28 protein-coding genes are annotated in these 26,999 nt (G+C 38.2%); 10 read left to right on the top strand and 18 right to left on the bottom strand.

Annotation, left to right across the window (positions count from 1 at the left end; all coding sequences use genetic code 11):
* Window positions 1-5: 5 nt before the first annotated feature.
* The 6 genes from hemH to ACKGJN_RS02185 all read left to right on the top strand — a co-directional run bounded on the left by hemH (window position 6) and on the right by ACKGJN_RS02185 (window position 6,550).
* Window positions 6-1,040, top strand: coding sequence for a ferrochelatase (gene hemH / locus ACKGJN_RS02210; RefSeq protein WP_409537790.1), 1,035 nt, complete (start codon window positions 6-8; stop codon window positions 1,038-1,040).
* Complete coding sequence (locus ACKGJN_RS02205) at window positions 1,040-2,392, top strand: MATE family efflux transporter (protein ID WP_409537789.1); 1,353 nt, start codon at window positions 1,040-1,042, stop codon at window positions 2,390-2,392. The genes hemH and ACKGJN_RS02205 overlap by 1 nt, the downstream gene beginning before the upstream one ends.
* Window positions 2,393-2,503: 111 nt before the next feature.
* The gene (locus ACKGJN_RS02200; RefSeq protein WP_409537788.1) at window positions 2,504-3,055 is read left to right on the top strand and encodes a CopD family protein; all 552 of its coding nucleotides are present in this window, start codon (window positions 2,504-2,506) and stop codon (window positions 3,053-3,055) included.
* Window positions 3,056-3,099: 44 nt separating this feature from the next.
* On the top strand, window positions 3,100-4,554 hold the full coding sequence (locus ACKGJN_RS02195) for a sensor histidine kinase (protein WP_409537787.1): 1,455 nt from the start codon (window positions 3,100-3,102) through the stop codon (window positions 4,552-4,554).
* A gap of 67 nt (window positions 4,555-4,621) precedes the next feature.
* Window positions 4,622-5,404 carry an enoyl-CoA hydratase/isomerase family protein gene (locus tag ACKGJN_RS02190; protein WP_409537786.1) on the top strand — a complete coding sequence of 261 codons (783 nt, stop codon included), beginning with the start codon at window positions 4,622-4,624 and terminating at the stop codon, window positions 5,402-5,404.
* A gap of 69 nt (window positions 5,405-5,473) precedes the next feature.
* Window positions 5,474-6,550 (top strand): PA0069 family radical SAM protein, encoded by a 1,077-nt coding sequence (locus tag ACKGJN_RS02185; protein WP_409537785.1) that lies wholly within the window; start codon window positions 5,474-5,476, stop codon window positions 6,548-6,550.
* A gap of 10 nt (window positions 6,551-6,560) precedes the next feature.
* Here ACKGJN_RS02185 and ACKGJN_RS02180 read toward each other — a convergent pair whose 3' ends face one another.
* Window positions 6,561-7,031: a hypothetical protein gene (locus ACKGJN_RS02180; RefSeq protein WP_409537784.1), complete on the bottom strand. Its 471-nt coding sequence runs from the start codon at window positions 7,029-7,031 to the stop codon at window positions 6,561-6,563.
* Between the two features lie 152 nt (window positions 7,032-7,183).
* Window positions 7,184-8,221 (bottom strand): endonuclease/exonuclease/phosphatase family protein, encoded by a 1,038-nt coding sequence (locus ACKGJN_RS02175; protein ID WP_409537783.1) that lies wholly within the window; start codon window positions 8,219-8,221, stop codon window positions 7,184-7,186.
* A 185-nt stretch (window positions 8,222-8,406) separates the two neighbouring features.
* On the opposite strand from ACKGJN_RS02175, the gene ACKGJN_RS02170 reads away from it, so the two are divergent.
* The 3 genes from ACKGJN_RS02170 to ACKGJN_RS02160 all read left to right on the top strand — a co-directional run bounded on the left by ACKGJN_RS02170 (window position 8,407) and on the right by ACKGJN_RS02160 (window position 13,159).
* On the top strand, window positions 8,407-11,235 hold the full coding sequence (locus tag ACKGJN_RS02170) for a carboxypeptidase-like regulatory domain-containing protein (protein ID WP_409537782.1): 2,829 nt from the start codon (window positions 8,407-8,409) through the stop codon (window positions 11,233-11,235).
* A gap of 40 nt (window positions 11,236-11,275) precedes the next feature.
* A complete protein-coding gene (locus ACKGJN_RS02165) occupies window positions 11,276-12,673 on the top strand; it encodes a DUF5689 domain-containing protein (RefSeq protein WP_409537781.1) in 1,398 nt (465 codons plus the stop codon).
* 75 nt (window positions 12,674-12,748) lie between these two features.
* Window positions 12,749-13,159, top strand: a complete 411-nt coding sequence (locus ACKGJN_RS02160) for a hypothetical protein (protein WP_409537780.1) — start codon at window positions 12,749-12,751, stop codon at window positions 13,157-13,159.
* On the opposite strand, the gene ACKGJN_RS02155 is transcribed toward ACKGJN_RS02160, so the two are convergent.
* The 14 genes from ACKGJN_RS02155 to ACKGJN_RS02090 all read right to left on the bottom strand — a co-directional run bounded on the left by ACKGJN_RS02155 (window position 13,160) and on the right by ACKGJN_RS02090 (window position 24,460).
* A complete protein-coding gene (locus tag ACKGJN_RS02155) occupies window positions 13,160-13,891 on the bottom strand; it encodes a hypothetical protein (RefSeq protein WP_409537779.1) in 732 nt (243 codons plus the stop codon).
* A 140-nt stretch (window positions 13,892-14,031) separates the two neighbouring features.
* Window positions 14,032-15,252 (bottom strand): GTPase HflX, encoded by a 1,221-nt coding sequence (gene hflX, locus ACKGJN_RS02150; protein WP_409537778.1) that lies wholly within the window; start codon window positions 15,250-15,252, stop codon window positions 14,032-14,034.
* A 295-nt stretch (window positions 15,253-15,547) separates the two neighbouring features.
* A complete protein-coding gene (locus ACKGJN_RS02145; protein WP_409537777.1) occupies window positions 15,548-16,444 on the bottom strand; it encodes a DUF3078 domain-containing protein in 897 nt (298 codons plus the stop codon).
* Window positions 16,445-16,449: 5 nt separating this feature from the next.
* Window positions 16,450-16,962 (bottom strand): DUF2480 family protein, encoded by a 513-nt coding sequence (locus ACKGJN_RS02140; protein WP_409537776.1) that lies wholly within the window; start codon window positions 16,960-16,962, stop codon window positions 16,450-16,452.
* Between the two features lie 63 nt (window positions 16,963-17,025).
* Window positions 17,026-17,349, bottom strand: coding sequence for an SUF system Fe-S cluster assembly protein (locus ACKGJN_RS02135; RefSeq protein ID WP_409537775.1), 324 nt, complete (start codon window positions 17,347-17,349; stop codon window positions 17,026-17,028).
* A gap of 1 nt (window position 17,350) precedes the next feature.
* On the bottom strand, window positions 17,351-17,776 hold the full coding sequence (locus tag ACKGJN_RS02130) for a SufE family protein (protein ID WP_409537774.1): 426 nt from the start codon (window positions 17,774-17,776) through the stop codon (window positions 17,351-17,353).
* Window positions 17,769-18,215: an META domain-containing protein gene (locus ACKGJN_RS02125; protein ID WP_409537773.1), complete on the bottom strand. Its 447-nt coding sequence runs from the start codon at window positions 18,213-18,215 to the stop codon at window positions 17,769-17,771. The genes ACKGJN_RS02130 and ACKGJN_RS02125 overlap by 8 nt, the downstream gene beginning before the upstream one ends.
* A 100-nt stretch (window positions 18,216-18,315) precedes the next feature.
* Window positions 18,316-19,554: an aminotransferase class V-fold PLP-dependent enzyme gene (locus ACKGJN_RS02120; protein WP_409537772.1), complete on the bottom strand. Its 1,239-nt coding sequence runs from the start codon at window positions 19,552-19,554 to the stop codon at window positions 18,316-18,318.
* A gap of 27 nt (window positions 19,555-19,581) precedes the next feature.
* Window positions 19,582-20,898: a Fe-S cluster assembly protein SufD gene (sufD, locus tag ACKGJN_RS02115; protein WP_409537771.1), complete on the bottom strand. Its 1,317-nt coding sequence runs from the start codon at window positions 20,896-20,898 to the stop codon at window positions 19,582-19,584.
* A gap of 55 nt (window positions 20,899-20,953) precedes the next feature.
* Window positions 20,954-21,703, bottom strand: a complete 750-nt coding sequence (gene sufC, locus ACKGJN_RS02110) for a Fe-S cluster assembly ATPase SufC (RefSeq protein ID WP_409537770.1) — start codon at window positions 21,701-21,703, stop codon at window positions 20,954-20,956.
* Between the two features lie 36 nt (window positions 21,704-21,739).
* Entirely contained in the window at window positions 21,740-22,126 is a 387-nt protein-coding gene (locus ACKGJN_RS02105) for a hypothetical protein (protein ID WP_409537769.1), read from the bottom strand.
* A gap of 99 nt (window positions 22,127-22,225) precedes the next feature.
* The gene (gene sufB, locus ACKGJN_RS02100) at window positions 22,226-23,671 is read right to left on the bottom strand and encodes a Fe-S cluster assembly protein SufB (RefSeq protein WP_409537768.1); all 1,446 of its coding nucleotides are present in this window, start codon (window positions 23,669-23,671) and stop codon (window positions 22,226-22,228) included.
* A 45-nt stretch (window positions 23,672-23,716) separates the two neighbouring features.
* Window positions 23,717-24,013, bottom strand: coding sequence for a four helix bundle protein (locus ACKGJN_RS02095; protein ID WP_409537767.1), 297 nt, complete (start codon window positions 24,011-24,013; stop codon window positions 23,717-23,719).
* Between the two features lie 117 nt (window positions 24,014-24,130).
* The gene (locus tag ACKGJN_RS02090) at window positions 24,131-24,460 is read right to left on the bottom strand and encodes a HesB/IscA family protein (RefSeq protein WP_409537766.1); all 330 of its coding nucleotides are present in this window, start codon (window positions 24,458-24,460) and stop codon (window positions 24,131-24,133) included.
* Between the two features lie 261 nt (window positions 24,461-24,721).
* On the opposite strand from ACKGJN_RS02090, the gene thiL reads away from it, so the two are divergent.
* Window positions 24,722-25,777, top strand: coding sequence for a thiamine-phosphate kinase (thiL, locus tag ACKGJN_RS02085; RefSeq protein WP_409537765.1), 1,056 nt, complete (start codon window positions 24,722-24,724; stop codon window positions 25,775-25,777).
* On the opposite strand, the gene ACKGJN_RS02080 is transcribed toward thiL, so the two are convergent.
* Complete coding sequence (locus ACKGJN_RS02080) at window positions 25,774-26,025, bottom strand: DUF1660 family phage protein (RefSeq protein WP_409537764.1); 252 nt, start codon at window positions 26,023-26,025, stop codon at window positions 25,774-25,776. The two genes, thiL and ACKGJN_RS02080, sit on opposite strands and share 4 nt — an antisense overlap.
* A 73-nt stretch (window positions 26,026-26,098) precedes the next feature.
* Window positions 26,099-26,869, bottom strand: a complete 771-nt coding sequence (locus ACKGJN_RS02075; RefSeq protein WP_409537763.1) for an alpha/beta fold hydrolase — start codon at window positions 26,867-26,869, stop codon at window positions 26,099-26,101.
* Window positions 26,870-26,999: the final 130 nt, after the last annotated feature.

Genomic DNA, 26,999 nt, shown 5'->3' with positions numbered 1-26,999 from the left:
TACTTATGAAAAAAGGTGTACTGCTCGTAAATCTGGGCTCTCCCGATAGTACTTCCCCCAAGGATGTTAAAAAATATTTAGGGGAATTTTTAATGGATGAACGGGTGATCGATGTTCCGCTTTGGGCCAGGACGTTGCTTGTAAAAGGAATTGTTCTCAATACCCGGCCAAAAAAATCGGCGGCTGCCTATCAAAAAATATGGTGGGATGAAGGTTCACCGTTAATTGTGCTTTCCAAAAGATTACGCGACAAAATTGACCAACATACCTCGATTCCAATCGTGCTTTCTATGCGTTATGGTACTCCGAATATTAAATCCGGATTACAGCAATTGCATGATCAGGGAGTGGATGAAGTCTTGATCTTTCCGTTATATCCTCAGTTTGCAATGGCTACCACCGAAACTATCCTGGTTTTGGCTGAAGAATTAAGAAAGGAACATTTTCCTGAAATGCAGTTTACTTCTGTTCCTGCATTTTATAATCATCCGGATTATATTAGGGTTTTGGCCGAAAGCATTTCAGAAAAATTGAAAACAGTAGAATTTCAACATTTATTATTCTCCTATCATGGAGTTCCGGAGCGGCATATCAGGAAAAGCGATATCACAAAATCCCATTGCCAGATAGATGGTTCCTGCTGTCAAACAGCATCACCTGCGCATCAGTTTTGTTACCGTCATCAATGTTTTGAAACCACCCGCCTTGTTGCGGAATATTTGGAATTAAAAGAAAATAGGTACAGTGTTTCCTTCCAGTCAAGACTTGGATTTGATCCATGGTTGCAACCCTATACAGACCGAACTATAGAGCGTTTTGGAAAACAGGGAATGAAAAATCTTGCCATAGTTACCCCAGCTTTTGTAAGTGATTGCCTGGAAACGCTGGAAGAGATTGCAATGGAAGGGGAAGAGATCTTTCATGAGGTTGGAGGAGAAAAATTCACGGTTGTTCCCTGTTTAAATGACCGGGAAGATTGGGTTAAGGTTTTATCCCGTTGGATAGACGAATGGGCCTTTTCCAATCCCGTTGAGGCGTAATGGCAAACCTTAGTTCTGCACTTCTTGGCAAGGAACCCATTGGTAAGTTGCTTATTAAGCAGGCCTTACCGGCATCTGTTGGGATTCTTGTTATGTCCTTAAATATCCTGGTAGACACTATTTTTGTTGGGAACTGGATTGGTTCTATCGCAATTGCCGCAATCAATGTGGTTTTACCGGTTTCCTTTTTTATAGCCGCATTAGGAATGGCAATAGGAATTGGAGGATCTTCAATAATTTCCAGAGCACTGGGATCAAATAGAGATGAAAAAGCGCTAAAAACCTTCGGAAATCAGATTAGTCTTACCCTTATTTTAACCGTTTTGCTTGTTGTCCTGGGGCTAAGTTTTGTCAATTCCCTTATTCCTGCATTTGGGGGAAAAGGGGATATTTTTCAACCTGCCAAGATTTATTATACCGTTGTGTTATATGGAGTGCCTTTTCTTGCGCTTTGTATGATGGGAAATAATGTGATAAGGGCAGAAGGCAAACCTAAATTTGCGATGATCGCCATGATCATTCCATCTGTTGGAAATCTCTTTCTGGATTATATATTTATCAAGGTGTTTGATATGGGTATGCTGGGTGCGGCCTGGGCTACCACCGCTTCCTATTTGCTTTGTTTTGGATATATCGTATGGTATTTTCTTTCAAAAAATTCAGAGTTAAAGATCAAATGGTCTCATTTCTTATTTGACTGGTCAATTTTAAAGGAGACATCCTCACTGGGATTTGTAACGCTGGCAAGGCAGGCGGTTGTTAGTATAACCTATTTATTGATGAATAATATTCTTTTTGACCTTGGAGGAGAAGCATCGGTAACCGTTTATGCCATTATTGGAAGGATGTTAATGTTTGCCCTTTTTCCGGTTTTGGGTGTAACGCAGGGATTTTTACCAATTGCGGGCTATAACTTTGGAGCGGGAAATTGGGAACGAGTAAGAAAAAGTATCAATACCGCTATTCTTTATGCCAGTATTCTGGGAGTGTTGGTATTCGCGGGAATAATGTTTTTTTCTGAAAGTATTGTCTCCATATTTACCTCAAATCCACAAATCATTGCAGAAACCCCCAGCGCAATGCGATGGGTGTTTGCAGCGACTCCAATTATCGCCCTGCAGTTGATAGGATCTGCGTATTTTCAGGCGATTGGAAAGGCCGTTCCGGCGCTCCTGCTCACGTTATCCCGGCAGGGGTTCTTTTTTATTCCGTTGGTTTTAATTTTGCCGAAATACTTCGGAGAGATCGGGGTTTGGATCTCCTTCCCAATCGCCGATGTGCTTTCAACCATAGTTACGGCATACTTTCTGAATAGAGAAATTCGGCTAAAACTAAAACCTTCCGAAGCTTAAAATTATTCCGAATAAGAAATTTTCAAATGGCTATCTTTGTTTAAAACGTATTGAGATCGAACTTGATAAGTTCTTTCGATACCGGCCAGAATCCCTCAAAAAACATACGCTTTGTTTGAATATTACAATTATATAAAATCGCTTCATTTAATTTTCGTGATCACCTGGTTTGCCGGGCTTTTTTATATTCCCAGACTTTTTGTCTATCACATTGAAGCCGCTCAAAAACCAGAACCCGAAAAGTCTATTTTAGTAAGTCAATTAAAATTAATGACCAGCCGGCTATGGTATATCATTACCTGGCCATCTGCGATATTGGCCAGTATTTTCGCTTTTTGGTTACTGTTTATAATGCCGTTTTGGGTAGAACAGGACTGGATGTTGGTGAAACTGGGCTTTGTGGTGTTATTATATGCGTACCATATTAAATGCCATTTGATATTCCGGGAATTACAGAATGATGTTATAAAATGGAGTTCTAACCAAATGCGGATATGGAATGAAGGTTCTACCATTATCCTTTTTGCAGTTATATTTTTAGTGATATTAAGAGATGCATTGAATTGGATTTATGGCGTTATTGGAATCATACTTTTAAGCGTGATCCTAATGATGGGCATTAAGCTTTATAAGAGAATACGGTCACGGAATCCAAAAGCCTAGTATGGTGTGATAATTGATATTTTTAGCCAACCGGTATAAATCCTATGAAACAATTAAAACTCTCTTTACGAAACCGTATTTTCATTTCCATGATCTTATTGGTTTTAGGGGCTTCCATTTTGATTGCAGGAGTAACGGTTTTTCAGTATAAACACGAATCTGAAGAATATCACAGGGAGCGTTTGGAGCGAAAGGAGCAGGCGATACGGGAGAATATAAAATTTGTGTTAGGCAATACCACGCATATTGTGACTACCGAAAATATGCCGGTAATTCTAAAGGAACGGGATAAAATCTATGAAATGTCCCAGGTACATGATATGCACCTCAATATTTATAACCTCAACGGAAAGCTTCTTATAAAATCAAATGAGTCATTTTTCAGGGATACCACGAATGTTCAGATAAATTCTTACATACTTCAGGAGCTTAAAAAATCCAGGGATAAAAGGTTTTTGAGAAGATCGGAGGTAAATGGCCAAAAGTTTCAATCCTCTTATTCCTATATTACCGACAATCAGTTTAAGCCGCTTGCAATTCTATATTTGCCTTATTTACAGGATGATAAAATGCTTCGGAAGGATTTGAATGATTTTCTTATGAAACTTGGGGAAGTATACTTATTTATGTTAGTTCTGGCAATTCTGCTTTCTTATTTTCTGTCAAAATACATCACAAAATCCCTTAAAATTGTTTCTGAAAAAATCATAGAAACACGGCTTGACAAACGGAATCAAAAAATTCAGATAGATAATGCTTCAGAAGAAATTTATACCCTGGTTGCGGCATACAACAGTATGATCGATGAGCTGGAGGAAAGTGCTGTTAAATTGGCCACCGGAGAGCGGGAACAGGCCTGGCGGGAAATGGCAAAACAGGTGGCACATGAGATTAAAAATCCGTTGACCCCAATGAGGTTAAGTGTTCAAAGTTTTCAGCGAAATTTTGATCCCCAGGATCCCAATATTCATAAAAAGGTAGTGGAATACACCAATACGCTTATTCAACAAATCGACACGATGAGTGCGATAGCTTCGGCCTTTTCAAATTTCGCAAAAATGCCGGCCCAGCAAAATGAGATTCTGAATGTCCCCAAAATTGTCAAACTGGCTTTGGATATTTTTAATGAAAATTATATCAGCTTTACTTCAGAAAAAGATGAGATCTTAGCAAAATTTGACAGAACGCAGCTAATCCGGGTGGTTACAAATCTTGTTAAAAATGCTACGCAGGCGCTTCAGGATATTGAAAATCCCAGAATTCTGGTAAATGTGGAAGATGAAGGGGATATGGTAAGCATTTCTGTTTCCGATAATGGGATTGGGATCTCTGCAGAGAATACGGATAAGGTTTTTGAACCTAAATTCACCACAAAAAGCAGTGGAATGGGACTTGGACTTGCCATGGTCAAGAACCTGGTGGAAACCTATAATGGTACCATTACCTTTGCTTCAAAAAGAAATAAAGGCACTATCTTTACTGTACGTTTTCCAAAATAGGACTTTAAAACCACAGAAAACGTTACTAACTATCAGAATAAAAATTATTTTTAATAAAAGTATAGAAATGGAATTTGAAAATATTTTAACCGAAAACAATGATGGGATTTTGCAAATCTCCGTAAACAGGCCATCAAAATTAAATGCCCTAAACAAGGCAACAATTCAGGAACTTCACGAAGCATTTTGGGCTGCAGGAGGAGATGACCATGTAAAAGTTATCATCCTTACCGGAAGCGGTGAAAAAGCTTTTGTTGCGGGAGCCGATATAAGTGAATTTTCAGGGTATTCTTCTGAAGAAGGAAAGGTATTAGCGGCAGAAGGTCAGAAGAATTTATTCGATTATATCGCTAATTTTCCAAAGCCTGTAATTGCAGCAATCAATGGATTTGCTCTTGGCGGTGGACTGGAACTTGCGCTTGCGGCACATTTCAGGATTGCCAGCGAAAATGCAAAAATGGGACTTCCTGAAGTTTCCCTTGGTGTAATTCCAGGTTATGGAGGAACCCAACGTTTACCGCAATTGGTTGGTAAAGGCCGTGCTATGGAAATGATCATGACTGCCGGAATGATAGATGCAAACCAGGCATTGCAATACAATTTGGTGAATCATGTTACCTCCCAGGAGGAATTGCTTGATTTTGCTGATGAACTTGCAGGAAAGATCCTGAAAAACTCTATGGTAGCTATCAAATCTGCAATAAAAGCAGTAAATGCCAATTATGAAGATGGGGTTAATGGCTTTGAAACCGAAATTGAAGAATTTGGAAGATGTTTTGGAACAGCCGATTTTGAAGAAGGAACTTCCGCATTTCTTAACAAACGAAAGGCTGATTTTCCAGGCGAATAATCAAAATTTTGTACAAACAAAAATATGGAATATTTCCTTTAATTAGGATATGTTCCATATTTTTGTTTTATGTCTGATGGTAATTCATATCTCAAAGGGCGAGGAGCCCAGGAAAATGTTTCAAATAAATTTGATGCATTTACCCATGAATTCCGCGATGATTTTCTCAATTATTGCGCGATGGAGGACGAGGAACCTCAGAATACCAAAACGGTTTTAATAGATACCTTCCCTAAAACCATCGTCAATAAAGTAAACAGTCCCGATGTTGGGATGGGCTATTCGCTGAATCCTTATCAGGGATGTGAGCACGGCTGCGTATACTGCTATGCCAGGAATTCTCATGAATATTGGGGATATAGTGCAGGATTGGATTTTGAGCAAAAAATCCTGGTAAAGAGAAATTCGGTGGAATTGTTGGAAAAGAAGCTGCAAAGCCCAAGATGGCAGGTGACACCAATTGTGCTATCCGGAAATACAGATTGTTACCAGCCAATTGAAAAGAGACTTGAGATCACCCGGAAACTGCTTCAAACATTTTTAAAATACAAACATCCGGTAGCTATAATCACCAAAAATGCACTCATTCAGCGGGATCTGGATATCCTAAAAGAACTGGCTAAAGATGATCTTATAAAAGTGCATCTTTCAATCACTTCCCTGGACGAAACTACCAGGCGCCTGCTGGAACCAAGAACCGCTACTGTAAAAAAGCGGCTTGAAACACTTGAAAAGTTATCTTCAGAAAATATCCCTGTAAGTGTTATGATGGCACCTATAATTCCCGGCATAAACAGCCACGAGATATTCCCGTTGGTGAAGGCAGCTTCCGAAAGAGGAGCACGGGATGTTGGGTATACCATGGTGCGCTTAAATGGCGCTATTGGAGGAATATTTACCAACTGGATCCAAAAAGCAATGCCGGACAGAGCTGAAAAGGTATTAAATCAAATAGCCGAATGCCATGGTGGAAATTTGAATGACAGCGTATTTGGAAGAAGGATGAAAGGTTCCGGGAATATTGCGGAGCAGGTAGCACAACAATTTAAGATCGCAAAGAAAAAGCACCTTTCCGGTAGAAACTCTCCGGGGCTTAATTGTGCTTTACACGAGCAATACAAACAAGGACAAATGAAGCTGTTTTAAGAGACCTTATTTAAAACCTGTACCCAACTTTAACATTACCATAAGGAAAGAATTCTGATGCAACTGCAGGTCCTAGATCTATTCCTAAACCAAACCCCCCTTCCCCAAAGTAGCTAATTCCAATTGGAAGATAACCCATAAAGCTGCCACTTTTATCGCTGGTTCCCCAAATATCAAATGCTTCTGAGAAAACAAAAACACTGGTAAGTCCAAGGTGAAATAAAAATTTGGACTCCTTTATGCCCGAAGGAAAATATTTCATTCCAACACCGATACTGGGAAGACCGGCACCAATTTCAAAACTCACATTTTCAGAAACAATACGGTCATATGTAATTCCAACTATTGGAGTAGTCCCTAAAATATTTAAGGAAATAGCGTTTTTCCGCATTCCGTCAATACCGGAAGCTGCTTCCTGTGCATTTCCTGAAAAGGAGATAAATACCAAGGACAAACTAAGTAAAAGATAAATTTTAGTCATAATTATTGAGAGATTGTGATTTTAGCGCAATATATGCTAAACATCAAAGCTATTAACAAATATTTAAGAAAATAATTCCCACTGATAATGGTTTGTCATAATTGTAATTTATCTTCTTTAGGAATCCTAGATGATAAGCTCACGAACTAGTTTTAGTTTTGTTTGTTGACCGTGGTTGTGTTGTCTCCGGCTCCAACTGCTTTTATCAAATACACATATACCGGGAAATGGTCACTATATCCTCCCGTATAGCCTCCATAATCATAACTTCTGAAGGGATACCCACGAAACTGCCCGGACGGGGTAATAAGGTAATTTTTATTATAGATCCCAGCTTTATAAAAATTGTAGCTGGTATAATCCTGTTCAAGGAACGACTGGGTTAAAATAATTTGATCGAATAAATTCCATCCATCCCTGTAAGCAAGGGTCCCCAAGCCCTTTTTATGCATGCTTTCCATAGGATTGAACAACTCCTTAAAGTTTGTTTTGCTTTGATGCGCTTTTGTTTGCAAGCCTTTTTTTATGCTTTTATTTGTTGGATCATCATTGAAATCTCCCATGGTGATGATCTTGGAATAGGGGTCTATTTGATGCAGGGAATCTATAATTTGTTTATTCAGCCAGGCCGCTTTTTCTCTTTTATAGCTGCTTCTTTTCTCTCCGCCGCTTCTGGATGGCCAGTGATTTACGATAAAATGCATTTTTTCCCCTTCAAAAATTCCGCTAACTACCAGCTGATCCCTTGTAAAAACCCGCTTGGTTGGATCGTCCAGGTCATAAATTAGCAATCTTCTGGAATGAGAATTAACAGGAGTGAACAGGTTTTTTTGATATAGCAGTGCAACATCAATCCCTCTGCGATCTGGAGAATCATAATGTACAATTCCATAATTAGCGCTTAAAAGATGTTCATTATTGATTAAATCTTCGAGCACTTTTCTGTTTTCCAACTCACAAAGACCTATGATCGCCGGTGGAATTTGGGCGGCTTCTGTACCTATTTCAGAGAGTACCCTGGCAATATTTTTCACTTTATCATTATATTTTTCAAGGGTCCAGGCATCTTTTCCTTGCGGAGTGCGATCATCATCAAAAGTAAACGGATCATTTTCTGTGTCGAACAAGTTCTCAATGTTATAAAATGCGATGGCCCTGATTTGATAGTGCTTCTTTTCCTGACTTGTCATGCTGAAATGACTAAAAATCAGAAGGAATATAAAAAGTCGTTTGGAATGTATCATAACAGGTATAAGATGTAATTGTAACCGGACATACTTGAATTTTTGTAAAACATCCTTATTAAATTACCATTATTTTAAATAATATGGAATAAAATTTATAACTTAATATCATGTAAATGAGCAATTTATAAATGAGTGGGGCTAATTATTTATTGTTTTTAGGGCATTTTTTGTGCTTTAATATTTCTGCACAAAGCACCCTGGAGGGAGTTGTAGTGGACGCAGCTTCTTATGAAAAGATTGAAAATGTAGAGGTTTCCATTGAAAGTAGTACCTTTAAAACGCTCACCGATAGCAACGGCCATTTTATTTTTTCAAATGAAAATTTGCCTTCCGGAAATCAGGTTCTGCTGTTTTTAAAATCTGGTTATGTTTCCTTACGCCTTCCTGTTATAATAAGTGATAATTATAAGGACCTTGATATTATCCCGCTCCAATTGGATATGATGCGGGAACAGTCAATGATTGGAATTATCAGTCTTTCGGATGCTGAGCTGAGTGAAGATGAAGGGAGCATCGAGAGTATTTCAGGATTATTGCAGGCTACCCGGGATGTTTTTCTTAACGCAGCTGCATTTGATTTTAGTGCTACTTTTTTCCGTCCCCGCGGTTTAGACAGCGAGCATGGGAAATTACTCATCAATGGTATCGAAATGAACAAGTTGTTCAATGGAAGGCCGCAATGGGGGAACTGGGGTGGTCTTAATGATGTTCAGCGAAATCAGGTGTTTTCCATGGGGCTTACTTCCTCGGAAGTCAGTTTTGGAGGACTTGCCGGGACTACCAATATTATTATGCGGGCTTCGGCTTTCAGCAAAGGCGGAAGGGTTTCCTATGCTGCGGCAAACCGCAGTTATAAGGGCCGGATAATGGGAACATATAATTCAGGAGAAATGAATAATGGATGGGCGTATTCTTTTTCTGCTTCCAGGCGCTTTGCGGAAGAAGGATATAATGACGGAAGCCTGTATGATGCAAATGCGCTGTTTATATCTGTGGGAAAGAAAATAAATGAGGATCACAGCCTTAATTTCACCGGTTTTTATACTCCGAATATCCGCGGAAAATCTTCCGCAAATACCCAGGAAGTATTTGATTTGAAAGGCAGGCGGTATAACTCTTTTTGGGGCTATCAGGGAGATGATATCAGGAATTCCAGGACACGGGAAATAAAGGAGCCTGTTTTGATGTTGAATCATTTCTGGGAGATCACCAGTAAGCTCCACATCAATAATAATTTGTCCTATCAGTTTGGAAAAATTGGCAACAGTCGAATAGATTTTGGAGGAACCAGGCTGGTAACACAGCCAGATGGGCAGGAGAGTTTTATTGGTGGTGGCAGTAATCCGGATCCTGCCTATTATCAAAAATTGCCTAGTTATTTCCTTCGGAACTCTACGAATCCTAATTATACCACCGCCTATCTTTCACAACAGGAATTTAAGAAGAATGGTCAATTAGATTGGAAAGCGCTTTATTCCGCGAATCTAACTTCCATTGAAAATGGAGGAAATTCTATTTACGTAATCGCTGAAGACCGGAATGATGATACTCAAATTTGGATGAATTCCATTCTCACCTATACCTTAAATGAAGCTGTTATAATCAATGGAAAACTTAGTTATGCCAACCTTAAAAGCGAAAATTTTGCCAGTGTAAAGAATCTTCTTGGAGGAAGCGGTTATTTGGATGTAGATCTTTTTGCCGAAGGGAATGCAGAAAATCCAGTAGGGGATATCGCCCAAAGTGATTTGCAAAACCGAAACAGAATAGCAACCGAAGGCGACCGGTTCAAGTACAATTTCGACTTAAATGCCAATGTAGTTGAAGGTTTTGTTCAGTCGCAATTTAAATATAGCACAATCGATCTTTATGTGGCCGGAAATCTTTCCCATACTTCCTACCAACGAACTGGACTCTTTCAAAATGGAAGTTTTCCAAATAATTCTCTGGGGGAAAGTGAGCTTCTCAATTTCACCGATTATGGCCTCAAAACAGGTGCAACTTATAAGATAACCGGCAGGCATTTGATCGATTTTAATGCTGCCCACTATTCAAAAGCACCAAATTTGAGGAATTCGTTCTCCAATTCCCGTCAAAATAATGATGTTGTGGCAGGATTAAGAAGTGAAAAAATAGAAGCTGCAGATTTGAGTTACAGGTACAGAGCTCCACAGCTTAAGGTTCGGTTAACCGGTTATTTTACACAAATAATGGATGCTGCCGAAATCTCTTTTTATTATGCCGATGGGCTTTCAGGCTTGGGAAGAAACAGCACAACTGCTTTTGTTCAGGAAGTTTTAAGCGGGATTGATAAGCAACATATAGGATTAGAGCTTGGAGTGGAATCCCAAATAACCTCCACCATAAAACTGAAGGCCGCCGCCGCTCTGGGTCAATTCACTTTCAGCAATAATCCCAATCTATATTTAACTTCCGATGATTTTGAAGAAGCTGTCAATTACGGGACCTCTTATTTGAAAAATTACAGAATTGCCGGAGGCCCTCAGCGTGCAGCTCAATTAGGCTTTGAATATCGCGATCCCGGATTTTGGTGGTTTGGGACAACGGTAAATTTCTTTTCCCATGCTTTTGCAGACGTAAGCCCTTTGACCAGAACCAGCAATTTTTTGACTGACTCGGATGGCTTGCCACTTTTGGATTATGATCCGGATGTTGCCAGATCCCTTCTAAAACAAGAACAATTTGATAATTATATTTTGGTGAATGCTATTGGCGGAAAATCCTGGCTTTTAAAAGGCGGATACTACCTTGGTTTTTTTGTGAGCCTTAATAATGTTTTTGATGTATTATATAAAACCGGCGGTTTTGAACAATCCAGAAACGCCAATTTTAGAACGCTAAAAGCAGACCTGGAGAGAGAGCAGCCAATATTTGGATCCAGATATTGGTTTGGGAACGGAGCTACCTATTATGCAAATATATATGTGAGATTTTAAACCGCGAGGATTAACCATAAGAAGCCAAAAACAATCAATTATGAAAAAAACGCTATTTAATTTTAGTAATCTACTTTTTGTGGTGGCGGTTTTAAGCCTGAATTCCTGCGTGAAGACCGATGACTATGAGCTGCCGGAAATTGAAGTTTCTGAAATTGTATTTGGTGGAAACATTACAACCATCGCTGCGGTAAAAGGCCATTTTGATTTTGAATCTGAAGATATTTATACTTTTCAAAACACCGGTGTAGCCATGGAAGGCTATGTTGTTTCCAGTGACGAAGGAGGTAATTTTTATAAAAAACTTGTGCTGCAGGATCGTCCTTCCAATCCAACTTCCGGAATACAGGTCCTGGTTGATGATGGTTCCTTATTTAACACCTATGATTTCGGAAGGAAAATTTATGTGAAGCTTGACGGACTTAGTTTAGGGTATAATAACGGATCATTGGTATTAGGCATTCAAAACAGGGGGAATGTGGTTGCTATTCCCAAACCTCTTATAGATAATCATTTATTAAAAACTTCTGAAACAGCAGCTATAGAACCCTTAAGCTTAGATATTCGGGATTTTAATGAGGGTTTTAAGAATTTGTACATCAAACTGGAGCATGTTCAGTTTAACCTGAACCTTTTCAGGGAAGCAAGTCCACTTACATTTGCTGCTGAAACAACCGATGAATTTGACGGTGTACGCCAGCTCGAGAGTTGTGAGACTGGAGCCACCGCAATGCTAAGTACAAGTACCTATGCCGATTTCAGGTCTTTGTTATTGCCTCCGTCTTCCGGGAGCTTATCCGGGGTTTTAACAAGGGATTTTTATGATGATTTTTTTATAATTGTTCTTAATACCCCGGAAGATCTTTCTTTTAAAGATGGGGCGCGCTGTGATCCGGAATTTTTTAAATGCGGGGAAAATTCGAATCCCGGAGTGGAAATCCTATTTCAGGAAAGTTTTGAGACCATTACAACGCTAAGAATGCTGGAAACCAGAGGATGGACCAATCTCAATGTTAGTGGTGGCAGCGTGGTTTTTAAGCCTGGCACCCTGGCGGGAAACAGGCACGTTCGGATTTCAGCGTATAATACCCTGGAAGCACCTTTGGAGGCCTGGCTGGTTACTCCAGGAATTAGTTTGGATAAATCCCAGGAAGAAGTTTTATCTTTTGATCTGCGTTCCTCCTTCGATAATGCGACTATTTTGAGGGTTTATATCACAAATGAATATAGTGGAAACCCATTAACAACTAATTGGAACCTACTGGATGCCCAAATACCATTGGGCCCATCAAATCAGGCAGCGACCAATTTTAAAAGATCCTTAATCGATATTTCGTGTATGGAAGGAACTATCAATGTTGCCTTCAGATATATGGGCGGAATTCCCGATAAAACCACCACCTATGATATTGATAATGTACGGGTTACAGGAAATTAAAAGTTATATAAACTAATTTTTTTCCCCTTATTAAGTCCTTTTGCTTTAATTTTATACATTTAAAAATTCAGAACGATGATAAAAAAAATATTATTGATCGCGGTGTTAATGATGTTTTCCGGCTTTATTGCAGAAGCTCAGAATATTTCAGGAAAATGGAGCTGGAATTCGAGCGATGGACTGAAAACGTTTACTATTGAATTAGTCCATATTACAAAGGACAGGGTACAGGGAGTTCATTGCGTTGAAGATTTTGAGATTAAAATCTCTGAATGTTTTAAAATGGAGGATGAATATACAGTTACCCTGGTGAAAATCTCTGAAAATATATTTCAGGGAAATTTATTGAGCGGGGAAGGTAGAAACAGGTTGGTAGAAGATATTCAACTGCAGTATGTTCCTTTAGACAACAGTTTGATATTTATCCATACTAAAATTCCGACAGGGATTTCCCTTATTCCTGTAGAAGCTATTTTACAACGCTAGTTACTTTTTATAAGCCTCTTTATATGGAGACCAGATCTCGTAGATTGGATCGCCTTTGGAACTTACTCCTTTGTGATGCCATTTTCCGTCTATAACCTCGTATTCAAATTCCAGGCTTGCACCTACCCGACGATTTTCGCGGGAAAAAAATTCAATATTTTCAATGTACTTTCCATCTTCAGCGGTGTAAGTTCCTCCGCCTGTGCCACTAAATTCTTTGGAAGCAGAATTAAAGGCGATCCATTGAAACCGTCCTCCACTTAAAATTTTAACGGTGCGACGATTTCCCGGGGTCATTGTAGCCATTTCTTTGTTTCTTTCTCTTCCGGTAATTACCCAGTTCTGGGTTAAGTCATCTTTTTTATCTGAAAGTCTTTTCCAAACCTCGCTATGCGCGTCATTGGAAATTACAACTGTATCATCGCCCTCCCATTTAAGGGTATACTTAAATTCCTTACCAATATTATTGGGTTCTTTGGTATTAAAATCATGAACTACACTATAATCTGATCCATTCAGCTGAAATTCCCCGCCAAGGGCACTTAAAAAATAGTTATTGTCAATTCCCTTAGCTCCGTATGCAAAATAACCATCCTGATTGATTCGAATCACTTCACGGCTCGCGACAGGCTGTCCGTCTTCTTGTATAAGTTTCCAGGAGCCTTCAAAATTTTGTGCAGATAAAATTCCGCAGAAAAGGAAAAGAGTCAAAAAAAGAGATGAATTTTTCATATGTGTTTTATATTATTGTTTTTTATCGGTCATATGTAACCTCCATAATACTCATTCTCCTGTGAATCGACTTGCCGTTAAGGAGGTTTCATGATATAACAAATTGGAGTTCAGCTAATTTATGAAAATAAACAATAAGCCTATTCCTCTTCTCCGTAAGTGTCGTACTCTGGGTAAAGGAAATTATTATAAGGAAAACGGGTAATATGAATTTGTCGCACGGCTTCGTAAACTTTCCTTTTAAAGTCCTCGATATTTTCTTTATTGAGTGCAGAAATAAAAATCACATTATCGCCTAATTTGTTCATCCAGGTTTGTTGCCATTCTTCAAGGGAATTGTGAGCCTTTGTTTTTTCAGTGATAAGATCATCTTCATCGATCTTCTCTTCCTTATAGGCATCAATTTTATTGAAAACCATGATGGTTGGCTTATCTGCGCTTTTAATATCGGCAAGGGTTTGGTTAACCGATTCGATGTGTTCTTCAAATTGTGGATGGGAAATATCTACAATGTGCAGTAACAAATCTGCTTCCCGCACTTCATCTAAGGTAGATTTAAATGATTCTATTAGCTGTGTAGGCAACTTTCTAATAAAACCAACGGTATCTGTTAATAAAAAAGGCAAATTCCTGATCACTACTTTACGTACCGTTGTATCCAACGTCGCAAAAAGTTTATTTTCAGCAAACACCTCACTTTTACTTATAAGATTCATCACGGTGGATTTCCCAACATTGGTATAACCTACCAAAGCAACACGTACCAGTTGTCCACGGTTTCCTCTTTGCACTTCCATCTGTTTATCGATGGTTTCAATTTTCTTTTTAAGCAGTGATATTTTATCCCGAACAATTCGTCTGTCTGTTTCAATTTCTGTTTCTCCGGGACCGCGCATTCCAATACCTCCACGCTGTCTTTCAAGGTGAGTCCACATTCCTGCCAGTCTTGGCAATAGATATTGATATTGTGCCAGTTCTACCTGCGTCCGGGCATAACTGGTTTGAGCTCTTTGCGCGAATATATCGAGGATTAGATTTGTCCGGTCTAAAATTTTTACATTCAATACCTTTTCGATATTCTTTTGCTGTGCAGGAGAGAGTTCATCATCAAAAATGGCGGTTCCCACATCATGCTCATCTATATAAGATTTTACTTCCAGGATTTTTCCGGAGCCCATAAAAGTCTTAGGATCTGGTTTATCCATTTTTTGAGTGAAGCGTTTAAGCACTTCCCCACCGGCAGTATAGGTAAGAAATTCGAGTTCGTCTAAATATTCGTTTAATTTATCTTCATTTTGGTGTTGGGTAACGATCCCAATGAGAACTACCTTTTCGTAATTTAAGTCAGTCTTTTCTATCATAATAACAAAGTTAAACAATTGATTGAGATAGCGATTTTACCGAATGAAATTCAACATAAATTTAACTTGAATTGTAGTGAATAAGAAATTCCGAAACCAAAACAACCCTGAAATGTCATTCTGACCGAAGTGAAGAATCTTGCGCCCACATTGGACAAATCATATTTGAAGAAACACCATGTTAAAACTCCATCCCATACACCAGCTGTTAAGATTCTTGCTCGCCCAAAAGCTCGTTCAGAATGACAAAAACAACTTGTGAGGTTTTTGAATTTTTGCGGAAGACCTTAGCAGCTTAGAAATTGTAATTTATTCCTAATCCAAAAACCTCCCTAATTTGAAAAGCTGCTACGGCATTATCGTCGTAAATCGCCTGAAATATAAGGTTTGCTGAAAGATATTCATTGATCCCCATTTGAATATTGGCCGAATAATCAATATCAATATTACCCGGTTTATCCAAATAATTGGAATATAGGTTAATGTTGTTTTCCATAGTGACATTCTCCAAAAGATCGAATTGCGCAAAACCACTAATGGAAGCACCTAATTCAAACCGACTTGATTTTCCGCGGTCCACCCCAAAATACAGACCATCCACATAATTGGGTCCGGAAGTAAACATATTATCTATAAATATAAACCGTGCGGTGATTGGAGCGATATTGATGATGAGGTTTTCATTCTTTTTCCACATCATACCTGGCCCTGTTTGAAGGTAAGCCGGGGATAGGAAATGGGTGGTTTCTGTTCTAATATTTTCTCCGGTTTGAGGATCTTCGCTAAATTCATATCCCTTTGCAAACTGAGTTCTGAAATTCAAAAAATAAGAATAGTACCAATTAGAATTTTCAAGTTGTTTGCCTGCAATCGAGTTGAACTCAAACCGGTCGCTGGTTTTTCTCGAAAAATCGTCATCTTTTACCTTGGTCATTCCAAAATTCCCCAGGATTTTATTATCCCAGGTGAAGTCATTCATTCTATAATTAAAATCATAGTTCAAAGTAAGATTTCCCGATATACTTGAAGTACCACCACCAGTCCATTCCTTATTAAATGCCGATTGGTTAAACAACAATTGGATTCTACCTTCCTTACTCCATCCATTTGGAGGGATTTCTGTTTTTTCGTCCTGTGCAAATACAATTGAATTTAAGAACAGAAAATAAAAGACAAGTAATGATTTTTGCATTGGCTCTAAATGTTTTTATTTTTGAAAAGAGGTACAGAGGAACATGCTTCACCGTACAACAGACTTTTAACCACTGGTTGTAATCTTTCTATCAAAAATAAATAGGCGTTTTCGGGGACCGGCCTATGGGAACAACCTTTAATAATAACAGGTTTGTCCTTTAGATTGGAAAGATCCATTTTAGATATAATTTCTGAATATAAAATTGTTTCCAGGGTTTTCAAATCTCCAATCACGGTCTTTTTGGCGTACGGATTCAAATATGTAGAAAGGAGCAAGTATGCCCAGGCGGGGATAATGGCATCTGTGGAACAGGTAAGCGCTACATAGGCATTTTTATATTGACTCCATTCGTGCGCCAGGGCTTGTTCCCGGAAGACTGTTTCCCTTAGAACAAGTCCTTCCAATAGCCAATCCTTAATATCAAAAAGGAATCTTTCACCGGAAGGATAAAAATCTTCCAGATTAAAAGTGATCAATTTACTATTGGCAACCCGATTTATAATTTCTGTGGACATTCTTATAGATTTAATCCCCCCGAGGGTTTATGATTTTTCCTTTTTTCAAAGTTTTATCTGCTTTTATAGCAAACCTAATTCCAGTCTGGCTTCTTCACTCATCAAATCCTGGGTCCAGGGTGGATCAAAAGTGATTTCAACCTCGCAGTCCTTAACAGTATCCAGTGATTTCACTCTTTCTTCCACCTCCCGTGGCAATGATTCTGCCACCGGACAATTTGGTGTGGTGAGTGTCATCAATATTTTTACATCATAGTCTGTATTTACCATTACATCGTAAATAAGGCCTAATTCATAGATGTCTACAGGAATTTCCGGATCATAAATGGTCTTTAAAACCTTTACAATCTTTTCGCCCATTTCTTCTGTATTTATTTCTTCTGTCATTTTAATCTAATTGTGTTTGATATGCAATTGCATACATTTTTAGTTGTTTGATCATGCTCACCAAACCATTTGCCCTGGTTGGCGAAAGATGTTCTTTTAAGCCTATCTCATCTATAAATTGAGTATTGGCTTCAAGGATCTCTGATGGATGCTGATTTGAAAATGCACGTATCAAAATTGCAACGATTCCTTTTGTTATTATCGCATCACTATCTGCTGTAAAAACCAGTCTTTCATCTTCAAGTTCTGCATGAACCCAAACCTTGCTTTGACAACCTTTGATGAGGTTTCCTTCAACTTTATATTTTTCTTCGATAAGCGGGAGCGATTTTCCCAGCTCGATCATATATTCGTAGCGTTGCATCCAGTCGTCAAACATGGAAAATTCCTCTACGATTTCTTCTTGTATTTCCTTTATTTTACTCACTTTTTTTGTTTTTTCGTACTGTTAATTGTACTTCATTTTCTTTGGATAAAAACACCAGATTATCTTCGCTGCTCTGAATTTCGGAAATATCAGGCAGAATTAAATTTAAGGTGTTCTCATAGGTCATTTTTCCTTCACAATACATTTTGGTGCTTACGGGTGGTTGAAAACTTATACGGTCCTTTACTTGAATGAAATCAACCCGGAGAACATTGCAACCTGCATTTATCATTAAAGATTCTCCCTTATCATCGATTTTTAAATAGATATCTTCCGAAGAAATATTTTCTTCTTTAAGAGTTATTATCTGGTATTCTCCTGATAGCGTTTCAATTTCCTCTGAAATTGGAGAATCACCAGAAAGCTCATTTGATCCTTTTTTTGCATTGGCACAAGACACAAATAACAATAAACCCAGTAGTAGAGAAAGCGGTTTCATATGTAGATATTTATTGTTTCTCATGGGTCATATGTAATTCGCATATCCTTATTGTTGTTTTTAGCCAGTTTCCGGTATGTTCATTTCATAGGTTATTATTTTATTCCAACATTGCTTTCGCTCTTTTTAAAGCTGCTATAAAAAGATCTATTTCTTCCACTGTATTATAAAATGAAAAAGAAGCTCGCACTGTTCCGGGGATTTTATAAAAATCCATAATAGGCTGTGTACAGTGATGGCCGGTACGAACAGCGATTCCTAATTTATCTATAATTGTTCCAATATCATATGGATGAATTCCCTCGATATTAAAGGAGATCACAGCCGTTTTTTCTTCGGAAAGCCCATAGATCTTTACCCCTTCAATCTCCAGTAATTGTTTGGTTGCATATTCAAGCAACTGGTGCTCATATTCAGCGATTTCCGGGAAACCAATCTCATTCATATAATCCAGGGCAGCACCAAAAGCAATCCCGCCACAAATATTAGGTGTTCCGGCTTCAAATTTATGCGGAAGATCTGCGTAGGTGGATTTTTCAAAAGTTACAGTAGCGATCATTTCGCCGCCTCCCTGATATGGAGGAAGTTTTTTAAGCCATTTTTCTTTCCCGTATAATATCCCAACTCCTGTAGGTCCACACATTTTATGAGCAGAAACCACGTAAAAATCTACATCCAGTGCCTGAACATCGGCTTTGATATGCGGGGCAGCCTGAGCTCCGTCTACAAGCACCATGGCTCCGGCTTCGTGGGCTTTGTCTATTATTTTTTTGATTGGATTTACTGTTCCCAAAGCATTTGAAACGTGGTTTACAAAAACCATTTTCGTTTTATCGGATAAAAGTTTCTCATATTCAGCAAAAATAAGTTCCCCGTTTTCATTCATCGGGATCACTTTTAGGATTGCTCCTGTTTTTTCGCACAGCATTTGCCAGGGAACTATATTGGAATGATGCTCTAATGCCGAAATCAATACTTCATCTCCATTTTTCAATTCGGAAGCAAAACCATGTGCTACAAGATTGATTGCGTGAGTTGTTCCGGAGGTGAAAATTATCTCATATGGATTAGCAGCGTTGAAATGTTGCTGAATTTTTTTTCGGGCACCTTCGTATTTATCCGTAGCTTCCTGTGAAAGCGTGTGAACCCCGCGGTGGATATTGGCGTTATAGTTTGAATAATAATCTACAATCGTATCTATTACCTGCTTAGGGGTTTGGGAAGTCGCCGCGTTATCAAAATAAACCAAGGGATACCCGTTGATTTTCCGTTTTAGTATCGGAAAATCCTGTCTTATATGGTCAACATTAAACGGGATTTTTTCAGCAGCAACTTTCATAGATATTTATTTATTCTTTTGTGCACTTTAAAGGTTAAATCCTAAACTCACTCCAAGTTTCTGGGCGATTTCATGGGTGATCCTTTTTTTGATCTCCGGGATTTTTACACTTTCAAGGACATTATTGGCAAAAGCATACATCAGCAGTGCTTTGGCTTCTTTTAACGGAATTCCTCGGGATCGGAGGTAGAACAAGGAATCCTGATCCAGTTGTCCAATAGTACATCCGTGACTGCATTTTACATCATCTGCGAAAATTTCCAGTTGAGGCTTGGCATTGATAGTGGCCTTATCATCCAGTAAAATATTGTTATTGGACTGAAAAGCATTGATTTTTTGTGCCTCTTTGTCTACCAAAACTTTTCCGTTGAAAACACCGGTAGAGTTTTCGGCAAAGATTCCCTTATAATCCTGATGGCTTTCACAATTTGGAGAAATATGATGCACCAGGGTATTGTGATCTACATGTTGTTTATCTTCAATAATGGTGATCCCTTTCAAAGTAGAATCTGAATGTTCCCCTCTTTGATAAAAATTGAGGTTATTTCGGGTTAATTTTCCGCCGAAAGAAAAGGTGTGCATAGAGCAATTGCTCTGTTCTTTTTGCTCGACAAACGTGTTGTCTATTAGCGAAGCAGAATCCCTGTCATTTTGGATTTTGTAATAATCTACGACGGCTCTTTTTGCCACATATATTTCTGTAACAGAATTGGTGAGTACCGGATTATCTGTTAGACTCTGGTGGCGCTCAATAATTTGAACATGAGCATTTTCATCTACCACGATTAAATTTCGTGGCTGGATCATTAAAGCAGCTTCATTTCCGGTCGCAAAATTTACAATCTGAATAGGTTTGTCTGCCAGTTGATTTTTATGGATATGAATAAAAGCCCCTTCTTTTGAAAAAGCGGTATTCAGTGGTGTAAAACCATTCTCTTTAGAGATGATCTTATTGAAATAATTGTCTATTACCGGCTTATATTTTGATTTATTTAATGCCGCAGACATCAAACAAACATCGATCTTATCATGAGTGGTTTCCGAAAGATGAGAGGAATAAATTCCATCGATAAAAACAAGGTTGTACGTATCTATTTCGTGAATGAGATATTTCTTGATATCGCGGTATTCTATAGTATCTTCTTTTTTCGGGAATACACTATAGTCCGGTTTTAACACCGAATTAAGCGAGGTATATTTCCATGCTTCTTCCTTTTTTGAAGGAAAGCCCAATTGTTCAAATTCCTTTAAAGACCGGGTCCTCAATTCATGAATATCTGAATTTAAATCAAAAGCTTCTTCAAAAGCCAGAAATGAGGATATTAATTTATCTTTTAATTCCATTGTATTAAATTTTATTCAGGGTTTATGATTTTTCGCTCAGGGTTTACGTTTCCCCTTAAACCTGCTCTGGCTTTAACCAGTCATACCCTTTTTCTTCCAATTCGTAAGCCAGTTCTTTTGGCCCTGATTTCACGATCTTTCCATCTACCATCACATGAACCACATCTGGCACTATATAATCCAACAATCTTTGGTAATGCGTGATCAATAAAACAGCATTGTCTTTATTTCTTAATTTGTTTACCCCATTGGCAACCACTTTAAGCGCATCGATGTCCAATCCGGAATCGGTTTCATCCAGAATGGCCAATTTTGGGTTCAGCATAGCCATTTGGAAAATTTCATTTCGCTTCTTCTCACCTCCGGAAAAACCCTGGTTCAAAGAACGGGAAAGAAATTTTCTGTCTATTTCCAGCATTTCCGATTTTTCCCGGATCAGTTTCAGCATTTCATTGGCCTTCATATCTTCTAATCCCTGGGATTTCCTGTGGGCGTTTATGGAAGCTTTAATGAAATTGGTTACAGAAACACCCGGAATCTCTACCGGATACTGAAATGATAAAAAGATTCCCTTATGAGCGCGTTCTTCAGGATCAAGTTCAGTAAGATCCTGGCCTTCAAATAATATTTCCCCGCGGGTCATTTCAAATTCTTCTTTTCCTGCAATTACAGAAGATAAGGTGCTTTTTCCGGAACCATTTGGTCCCATAATAGCATGTACTTCTCCCGGATTGATCTCCAGATTGATCCCTTTAAGGATTTCTTTGTTGTCTATACTGGCGTGTAAATTCTTTATTCTAAGCATAATTATGTTTTAAATACATCCGGACTCCGGATATTCTTAGTTTTCTGTTTTTTCGTTTTCTGATTGCTTTTCTGCAAAAACCGCTACGATCTCTTTTATTTCAATTATTTGAGAATAACCGGAGAATCGCACATTGTTTGTCACTTTTCCTTTTACTTCTATCGGTATTAAATTACTGTCAATTAACTCATAATTTTTAAAGGAATCCTTCAGTAATTTAGCCATAGAATCCATTTTAACCTCATACACAAACTGGTTTCCTTTTAGCACTGCAGATTTCCCTACAGTAATAAAAGTTCCCTGATAGATCTGAATGCTGTCTTCAGCCGTTGGTGCAGAAATTAGTTTTTCCTCTGGCTGCTGTTCATTTTCACAGGAAGCCATCACCATTAAAATTCCAACTATAAAAAGCAGTTTTCTCATATGTTTAATTCATTGTTTTAGAGGTCATATGTACATCCATATAATCATTAACCTCTTTATCGAAACCTCATTATGGATGTTTCATCTTTTTCATTTCAACTATCCTACAGAACCTTCAAGGGAGATTTCCAGAAGTTTTTGAGCTTCCACAGCAAATTCCATCGGTAATTTATTAAGCACTTCTTTGCTAAATCCATTTACGATCAAGGCAATTGCCTTTTCGGTAGGGATTCCACGCTGGTTGCAATAAAATATTTGATCTTCCCCAATTTTACTGGTCGTTGCCTCGTGTTCTACCATCGCAGTTTTGTTTTTCACTTCTATGTACGGGAAGGTGTGAGCACCACACTTGTTACCCATCAAGAGCGAATCACATTGCGAAAAATTCCGGGCATTCTCTGCACGGCTGTTTATTTGAACCAATCCGCGGTAAGAATTTTGGGATTGTCCCGCTGAAATTCCTTTGGAAATGATCGTGCTTCTGGTGTTTTTCCCCAAATGGATCATTTTAGTTCCTGTATCTGCCTGCTGAAAATTGTTGGTTACCGCAATAGAGTAAAATTCACCAATGGAATTATCTCCTTTCAAAATACAGGAAGGATATTTCCAGGTTACTGCCGATCCGGTTTCTACCTGTGTCCAGGAGATCTTGGCATTGGCTTCACAAATTCCGCGTTTGGTAACAAAATTGTAAACCCCACCTTTTCCTTCTTTATTTCCGGGAAACCAGTTCTGAACGGTAGAATACTTGATCTCAGCGCCATCTAAAGCGATAAGTTCTACCACCGCTGCGTGCAGCTGATTTTCATCCCTGGAAGGAGCAGTACAGCCTTCAAGATAACTCACATAACTGTCTTCATCTGCAACCAGCAAAGTTCTTTCAAACTGACCTGTTCCAGCCTGATTTATCCTGAAATACGTAGAAAGTTCCATCGGGCAACGTACTCCTTTTGGGATGTAACAAAACGAGCCATCACTAAATACCGCTGAATTTAAGGCCGCGTAAAAATTATCCTTTTGTGGCACCACGGTACCGAGATATTTTTTAACCAATTCCGGGTGTTCCCGGATCGCTTCCGAAATGGAACAGAAAATAATTCCTTTTTCCCCAAGGGTTTTCTTGAAAGTGGTTGCAACTGAAACTGAATCCATCACGATGTCTACCGCTACACCGGAAAGCATCTTTTGCTCATCTACGGAAATTCCGAGTTTTTCAAAAGTAGCCAGCAATTCCGGATCAACTTCGTCTAAACTATCGTATTTGGGTTTTTTATTGGGAGCAGAGTAATAGGAAATTGCCTGAAAATCTGGTTTCTGATAGTGCACATTCGCCCATTCCGGTTCTTTCATTTGTTCCCAGGCCCGGTAGGACTCGATTCTCCAATCTGTCATCCATTCCGGTTCCTCTTTCTTTTTGGAAATAGCCCGTACCACATCTTCATTTAATCCTATGGGAAATGTATCCGATTCAATATCGGTATAAAATCCATATTCATACTCTTTTGTTTCGAGCTCTTTCTTTAAATCGTCCTCTGTATATGCCATAATTTTATTTCTAGTTATAAGGTTAAAAAGTTTAAAAGTAAAAAGTTAAAATGTGGATTTTAAGTACTTAATTAATCCACTTATCAATTTTGAAATTTCACTAACTTTTAAATTTAACCTTTCAAATTCGTCGTTCGATATATATTTTAAATCAGCAGCAAGATATAATTGGGAACGAAATTCTCCTGAGGAGGCTTTTGCTATATATAAAAAGCGAATAAATTCTTTTGTTGTTTCCCTTTCAAACCCTTCCGCAATATTTGATGTAATTGAAATACTTGCCCTCCTAATTTGGTCTCTTAATCCATAATCTTTTGAAAAATTTCCCTGGCCAGTAATCAAATAAAGTTCTGAATTTAATTCTCTTGCCTTTTGCCAGGCAATAATCTCTTCAAAAGGAATTGAATTTTGCCATGGTAACTTTTTAACTTTACAAACTTTAAACTTTTCAACTTTTTTTTACAATGAAAAACTCTCCCCACAACCACAAGTGCGCTGCGCATTTGGATTATTAAATACAAATCCCTTGCCGTTTAATCCTCCGGAATATTCAAGAATAGTTCCGGCCAGATATAGTACGCTTTTTTTATCTACAACTATTTTTATTTCATTGTCTTCAAAAAGTTTATCGTTATCGGCCTTAGCTTTGTCAAATTTCAGCTCATAAGATAAACCTGAGCAACCGCCACTTTTAACGCCAACGCGCACATAGTCTGTGGTTGCATCATAACCTTCATCGTTCATCAACAATGAAATCCTTTTTTTGGCGTTTTCGCTTACCTTTATCATCGTTAATAAGATTAATTCTAAATTGGGCACAAATATACTACAAAACAAGCGGTTTACCATAATCAGAGCATATGTTTTAGGAATAGGCTTATAACTACTTCCAATGGGGTTTTATAGCTATTTCAGCATTCCAATCCCAGCTTATAAAGTATGAATTTCTACAGGTTTTTTCTTTATTCCTGATTAAAGCCTTATAAAAGCTTTCAAATTTCTGATTGTTGGAATAATATTCATTTATTTTGCAAATAAAAATTACCAGACATGATAGAAGATAGTCACCAAAGCAGGACAAACCTTTCAGAATTAGGCGAATTTGGGCTTATAGATTTACTTACCAAGAATCTTGCGCCCAAATTATCCTCCACCATAAAAGGTATTGGAGATGATGCTGCAGTACTGGATTTTAAAGACAAACAAACGCTTGTGACCACAGATTTGATGGTGGAAGGTGTTCACTTTGATTTGGCATATATGCCTTTAAAGCATTTGGGATATAAAGCAGTGATGGTAAATCTTTCTGATGTATACGCCATGAATGGTACCGCTTCTCAAATCACCATAGGAATTGCGTGTTCAAACAGATTTCCGGTAGAGGCCCTGGAAGAGCTTTATGCGGGGATTGAGCTTGCTGCAAAACTCTACGACATCGATGTGGTGGGAGGCGATACGACCTCTTCTACCAAAGGATTATTTATAAGTATTACAGCAGTGGGGTATGCGGAAAAGGAAGATGTTGTTTACAGGTCTGGAGCAAAACCGAACGATCTTTTGGTTGTAACGGGAGATCTGGGCGCGGCCTATATGGGCTTGCAAATCCTGGAGCGTGAAAAAGCTGTTTTTAAGGTGAATCCAAATTCACAACCGGATCTTGATGCTTATACCTATCTTATCGAACGCCAATTAAAGCCCGAAGCCAGAAAAGATATCGCTCCATTATTTAAGGATTTAGGACTTAGGCCAACTTCTATGATAGATATAAGTGACGGGCTTTCTTCGGAAATAATACATCTCTGTAAAAATTCCGGGGTTGGGGTTAATTTATTTGAAAATAAAATTCCGCTGGATCCTGCTGTGATTTCTGCCTGTGAAGAATTTGAACTGGACAGCACTACAATTGCCTTAAGCGGTGGGGAGGATTATGAATTACTGTTTACCGTGGCACAGGAAGATTTTGAAAAGATTAAGGCAAATCCAAATTTTTCAATAATAGGTCATATGACCGAAGCAAGGGAAGGAATGCATTTGGTGACGCGGGGAAATACCAAAATCCCGCTAATTGCTAAAGGTTGGAATGCGATGGATAAAGAAAACGATTAAGAGGCATTGGCGTAATTTTTTCGCCTTCTTCTTTTATGTATTTGAGCTATATAATTATTGGTCTCTTTAAATTTCGGGGTTAACCTTGCTAAAAATCCGTTGGCGGTATCGGTCATTTCTGTACCGCATTTAGAACATTTATATTCCTGAATATGGTTGGTGACATTTTTTGAAATCCTTAAATCATGTCCGAAGAACTTACATAAAAGTTTTGACAGGGAAAAGTTGGTAGGGTTGATTTTGCTCATAACAGCTTGATATTAATTATCTTGGAACTATAAAAGTATAAAAAAAAGTTAATATATCGACTAAAAGTTAAAATTAATCGATGAAATATAAAATTTCTTCGATTTCCGTATAATTTTCTAAATAGGATAAGTGACCGCCTTCAGTTAAAATTAGTTGGCACTCGCAGTGCTTTGCTATGACCTGAGTGGTTTCAGCGTTTAAAATAAGATCTTTCGTACCTAATATTATATATTTCGGATTTCTAAAATTTTTTAACACTAAATTCCTGTTTGTACGAATTTTCATACCTTTTAAAGCTGCAATTATTCCTTCTTTTGACATTTGAAGAGCCTGGTTTTTAATTTCATCAAGTTCTGTTCTGAACTTGATGAAATTCCCGGGCGGCAATAAATTCGTAATAGCCATATTTATATAAACATTCTTATTTTTCATTACAATGGATATAGACCTGTCCCTGTTGATTTTTTTTTCTTCTGAATCTTCCTCGGGAGTGGAATTCATCAATACCAGACTTTTGGTCATGCCAGGAAATTTTTCCAAAAAAGCCAAACTCACGTAACCACCCATAGAATGTCCAACCAGACTGGCCTGTACAATTTTTAGATGTTGTAGAACTTCATGAACAACATCGGCCATAAGTTCCATTGTATGGATATCACTAATATTCCCCGATTTTCCGTGCCCGGGTAGATCGATACAAATCACTTGTCGCTTTCCCGAAAGCTTTTCGATAAAAGGATCCCAGATTTTAGTGCTTTCTAAAAATCCGTGTAATAAAACCAACGGATTTCCGGTACCTTTGGTGGTGTAAAACAACTCGGTGCTTTTGTAATTCAACTTCATACGAATAATAAATTATTATTTTTTAAATCAGTAATGTCCCGTAAAGAGTCAAGATCGTTCCGCCTTTGGCGTAAATGTAAGAATCAAGAACCAAGACCTGTTTTTAAATATCTGATAAACATTTAGTTAT

The sequence above is a fragment of the Gillisia xinjiangensis genome (genome assembly GCF_046298265.1).
GTDB lineage: Bacteria > Bacteroidota > Bacteroidia > Flavobacteriales > Flavobacteriaceae > Gillisia > Gillisia xinjiangensis.
Note: the sequence above shows the minus strand (reverse complement) of the source record. Positions and strands in the feature narration are given on the sequence as shown.

Excerpts from the sequence above, each read along its gene's own strand:
- hemH (WP_409537790.1), top strand. The coding sequence starts at position 6 with ATGAAAAAAGGTGTACTGCTCGTAAATCTGGGCTCTCCCGATAGTACT.
- ACKGJN_RS02205 (WP_409537789.1), top strand. The coding sequence starts at position 1,040 with ATGGCAAACCTTAGTTCTGCACTTCTTGGCAAGGAACCCATTGGTAAG.
- ACKGJN_RS02195 (WP_409537787.1), top strand. The coding sequence starts at position 3,100 with ATGAAACAATTAAAACTCTCTTTACGAAACCGTATTTTCATTTCCATG.
- ACKGJN_RS02190 (WP_409537786.1), top strand. The coding sequence starts at position 4,622 with ATGGAATTTGAAAATATTTTAACCGAAAACAATGATGGGATTTTGCAA.
- ACKGJN_RS02185 (WP_409537785.1), top strand. The coding sequence starts at position 5,474 with ATGTCTGATGGTAATTCATATCTCAAAGGGCGAGGAGCCCAGGAAAAT.
- ACKGJN_RS02180 (WP_409537784.1), bottom strand. The coding sequence starts at position 7,031 with ATGACTAAAATTTATCTTTTACTTAGTTTGTCCTTGGTATTTATCTCC.
- ACKGJN_RS02175 (WP_409537783.1), bottom strand. The coding sequence starts at position 8,221 with ATGACAAGTCAGGAAAAGAAGCACTATCAAATCAGGGCCATCGCATTT.
- ACKGJN_RS02170 (WP_409537782.1), top strand. The coding sequence starts at position 8,407 with ATGAGTGGGGCTAATTATTTATTGTTTTTAGGGCATTTTTTGTGCTTT.
- ACKGJN_RS02165 (WP_409537781.1), top strand. The coding sequence starts at position 11,276 with ATGAAAAAAACGCTATTTAATTTTAGTAATCTACTTTTTGTGGTGGCG.
- ACKGJN_RS02160 (WP_409537780.1), top strand. The coding sequence starts at position 12,749 with ATGATAAAAAAAATATTATTGATCGCGGTGTTAATGATGTTTTCCGGC.
- ACKGJN_RS02155 (WP_409537779.1), bottom strand. The coding sequence starts at position 13,891 with ATGAAAAATTCATCTCTTTTTTTGACTCTTTTCCTTTTCTGCGGAATT.
- hflX (WP_409537778.1), bottom strand. The coding sequence starts at position 15,252 with ATGATAGAAAAGACTGACTTAAATTACGAAAAGGTAGTTCTCATTGGG.
- ACKGJN_RS02145 (WP_409537777.1), bottom strand. The coding sequence starts at position 16,444 with ATGCAAAAATCATTACTTGTCTTTTATTTTCTGTTCTTAAATTCAATT.
- ACKGJN_RS02140 (WP_409537776.1), bottom strand. The coding sequence starts at position 16,962 with ATGTCCACAGAAATTATAAATCGGGTTGCCAATAGTAAATTGATCACT.
- ACKGJN_RS02135 (WP_409537775.1), bottom strand. The coding sequence starts at position 17,349 with ATGACAGAAGAAATAAATACAGAAGAAATGGGCGAAAAGATTGTAAAG.
- ACKGJN_RS02125 (WP_409537773.1), bottom strand. The coding sequence starts at position 18,215 with ATGAAACCGCTTTCTCTACTACTGGGTTTATTGTTATTTGTGTCTTGT.
- ACKGJN_RS02120 (WP_409537772.1), bottom strand. The coding sequence starts at position 19,554 with ATGAAAGTTGCTGCTGAAAAAATCCCGTTTAATGTTGACCATATAAGA.
- sufD (WP_409537771.1), bottom strand. The coding sequence starts at position 20,898 with ATGGAATTAAAAGATAAATTAATATCCTCATTTCTGGCTTTTGAAGAA.
- sufC (WP_409537770.1), bottom strand. The coding sequence starts at position 21,703 with ATGCTTAGAATAAAGAATTTACACGCCAGTATAGACAACAAAGAAATC.
- ACKGJN_RS02105 (WP_409537769.1), bottom strand. The coding sequence starts at position 22,126 with ATGAGAAAACTGCTTTTTATAGTTGGAATTTTAATGGTGATGGCTTCC.
- sufB (WP_409537768.1), bottom strand. The coding sequence starts at position 23,671 with ATGGCATATACAGAGGACGATTTAAAGAAAGAGCTCGAAACAAAAGAG.
- ACKGJN_RS02090 (WP_409537766.1), bottom strand. The coding sequence starts at position 24,460 with ATGATAAAGGTAAGCGAAAACGCCAAAAAAAGGATTTCATTGTTGATG.
- thiL (WP_409537765.1), top strand. The coding sequence starts at position 24,722 with ATGATAGAAGATAGTCACCAAAGCAGGACAAACCTTTCAGAATTAGGC.
- ACKGJN_RS02080 (WP_409537764.1), bottom strand. The coding sequence starts at position 26,025 with ATGAGCAAAATCAACCCTACCAACTTTTCCCTGTCAAAACTTTTATGT.
- ACKGJN_RS02075 (WP_409537763.1), bottom strand. The coding sequence starts at position 26,869 with ATGAAGTTGAATTACAAAAGCACCGAGTTGTTTTACACCACCAAAGGT.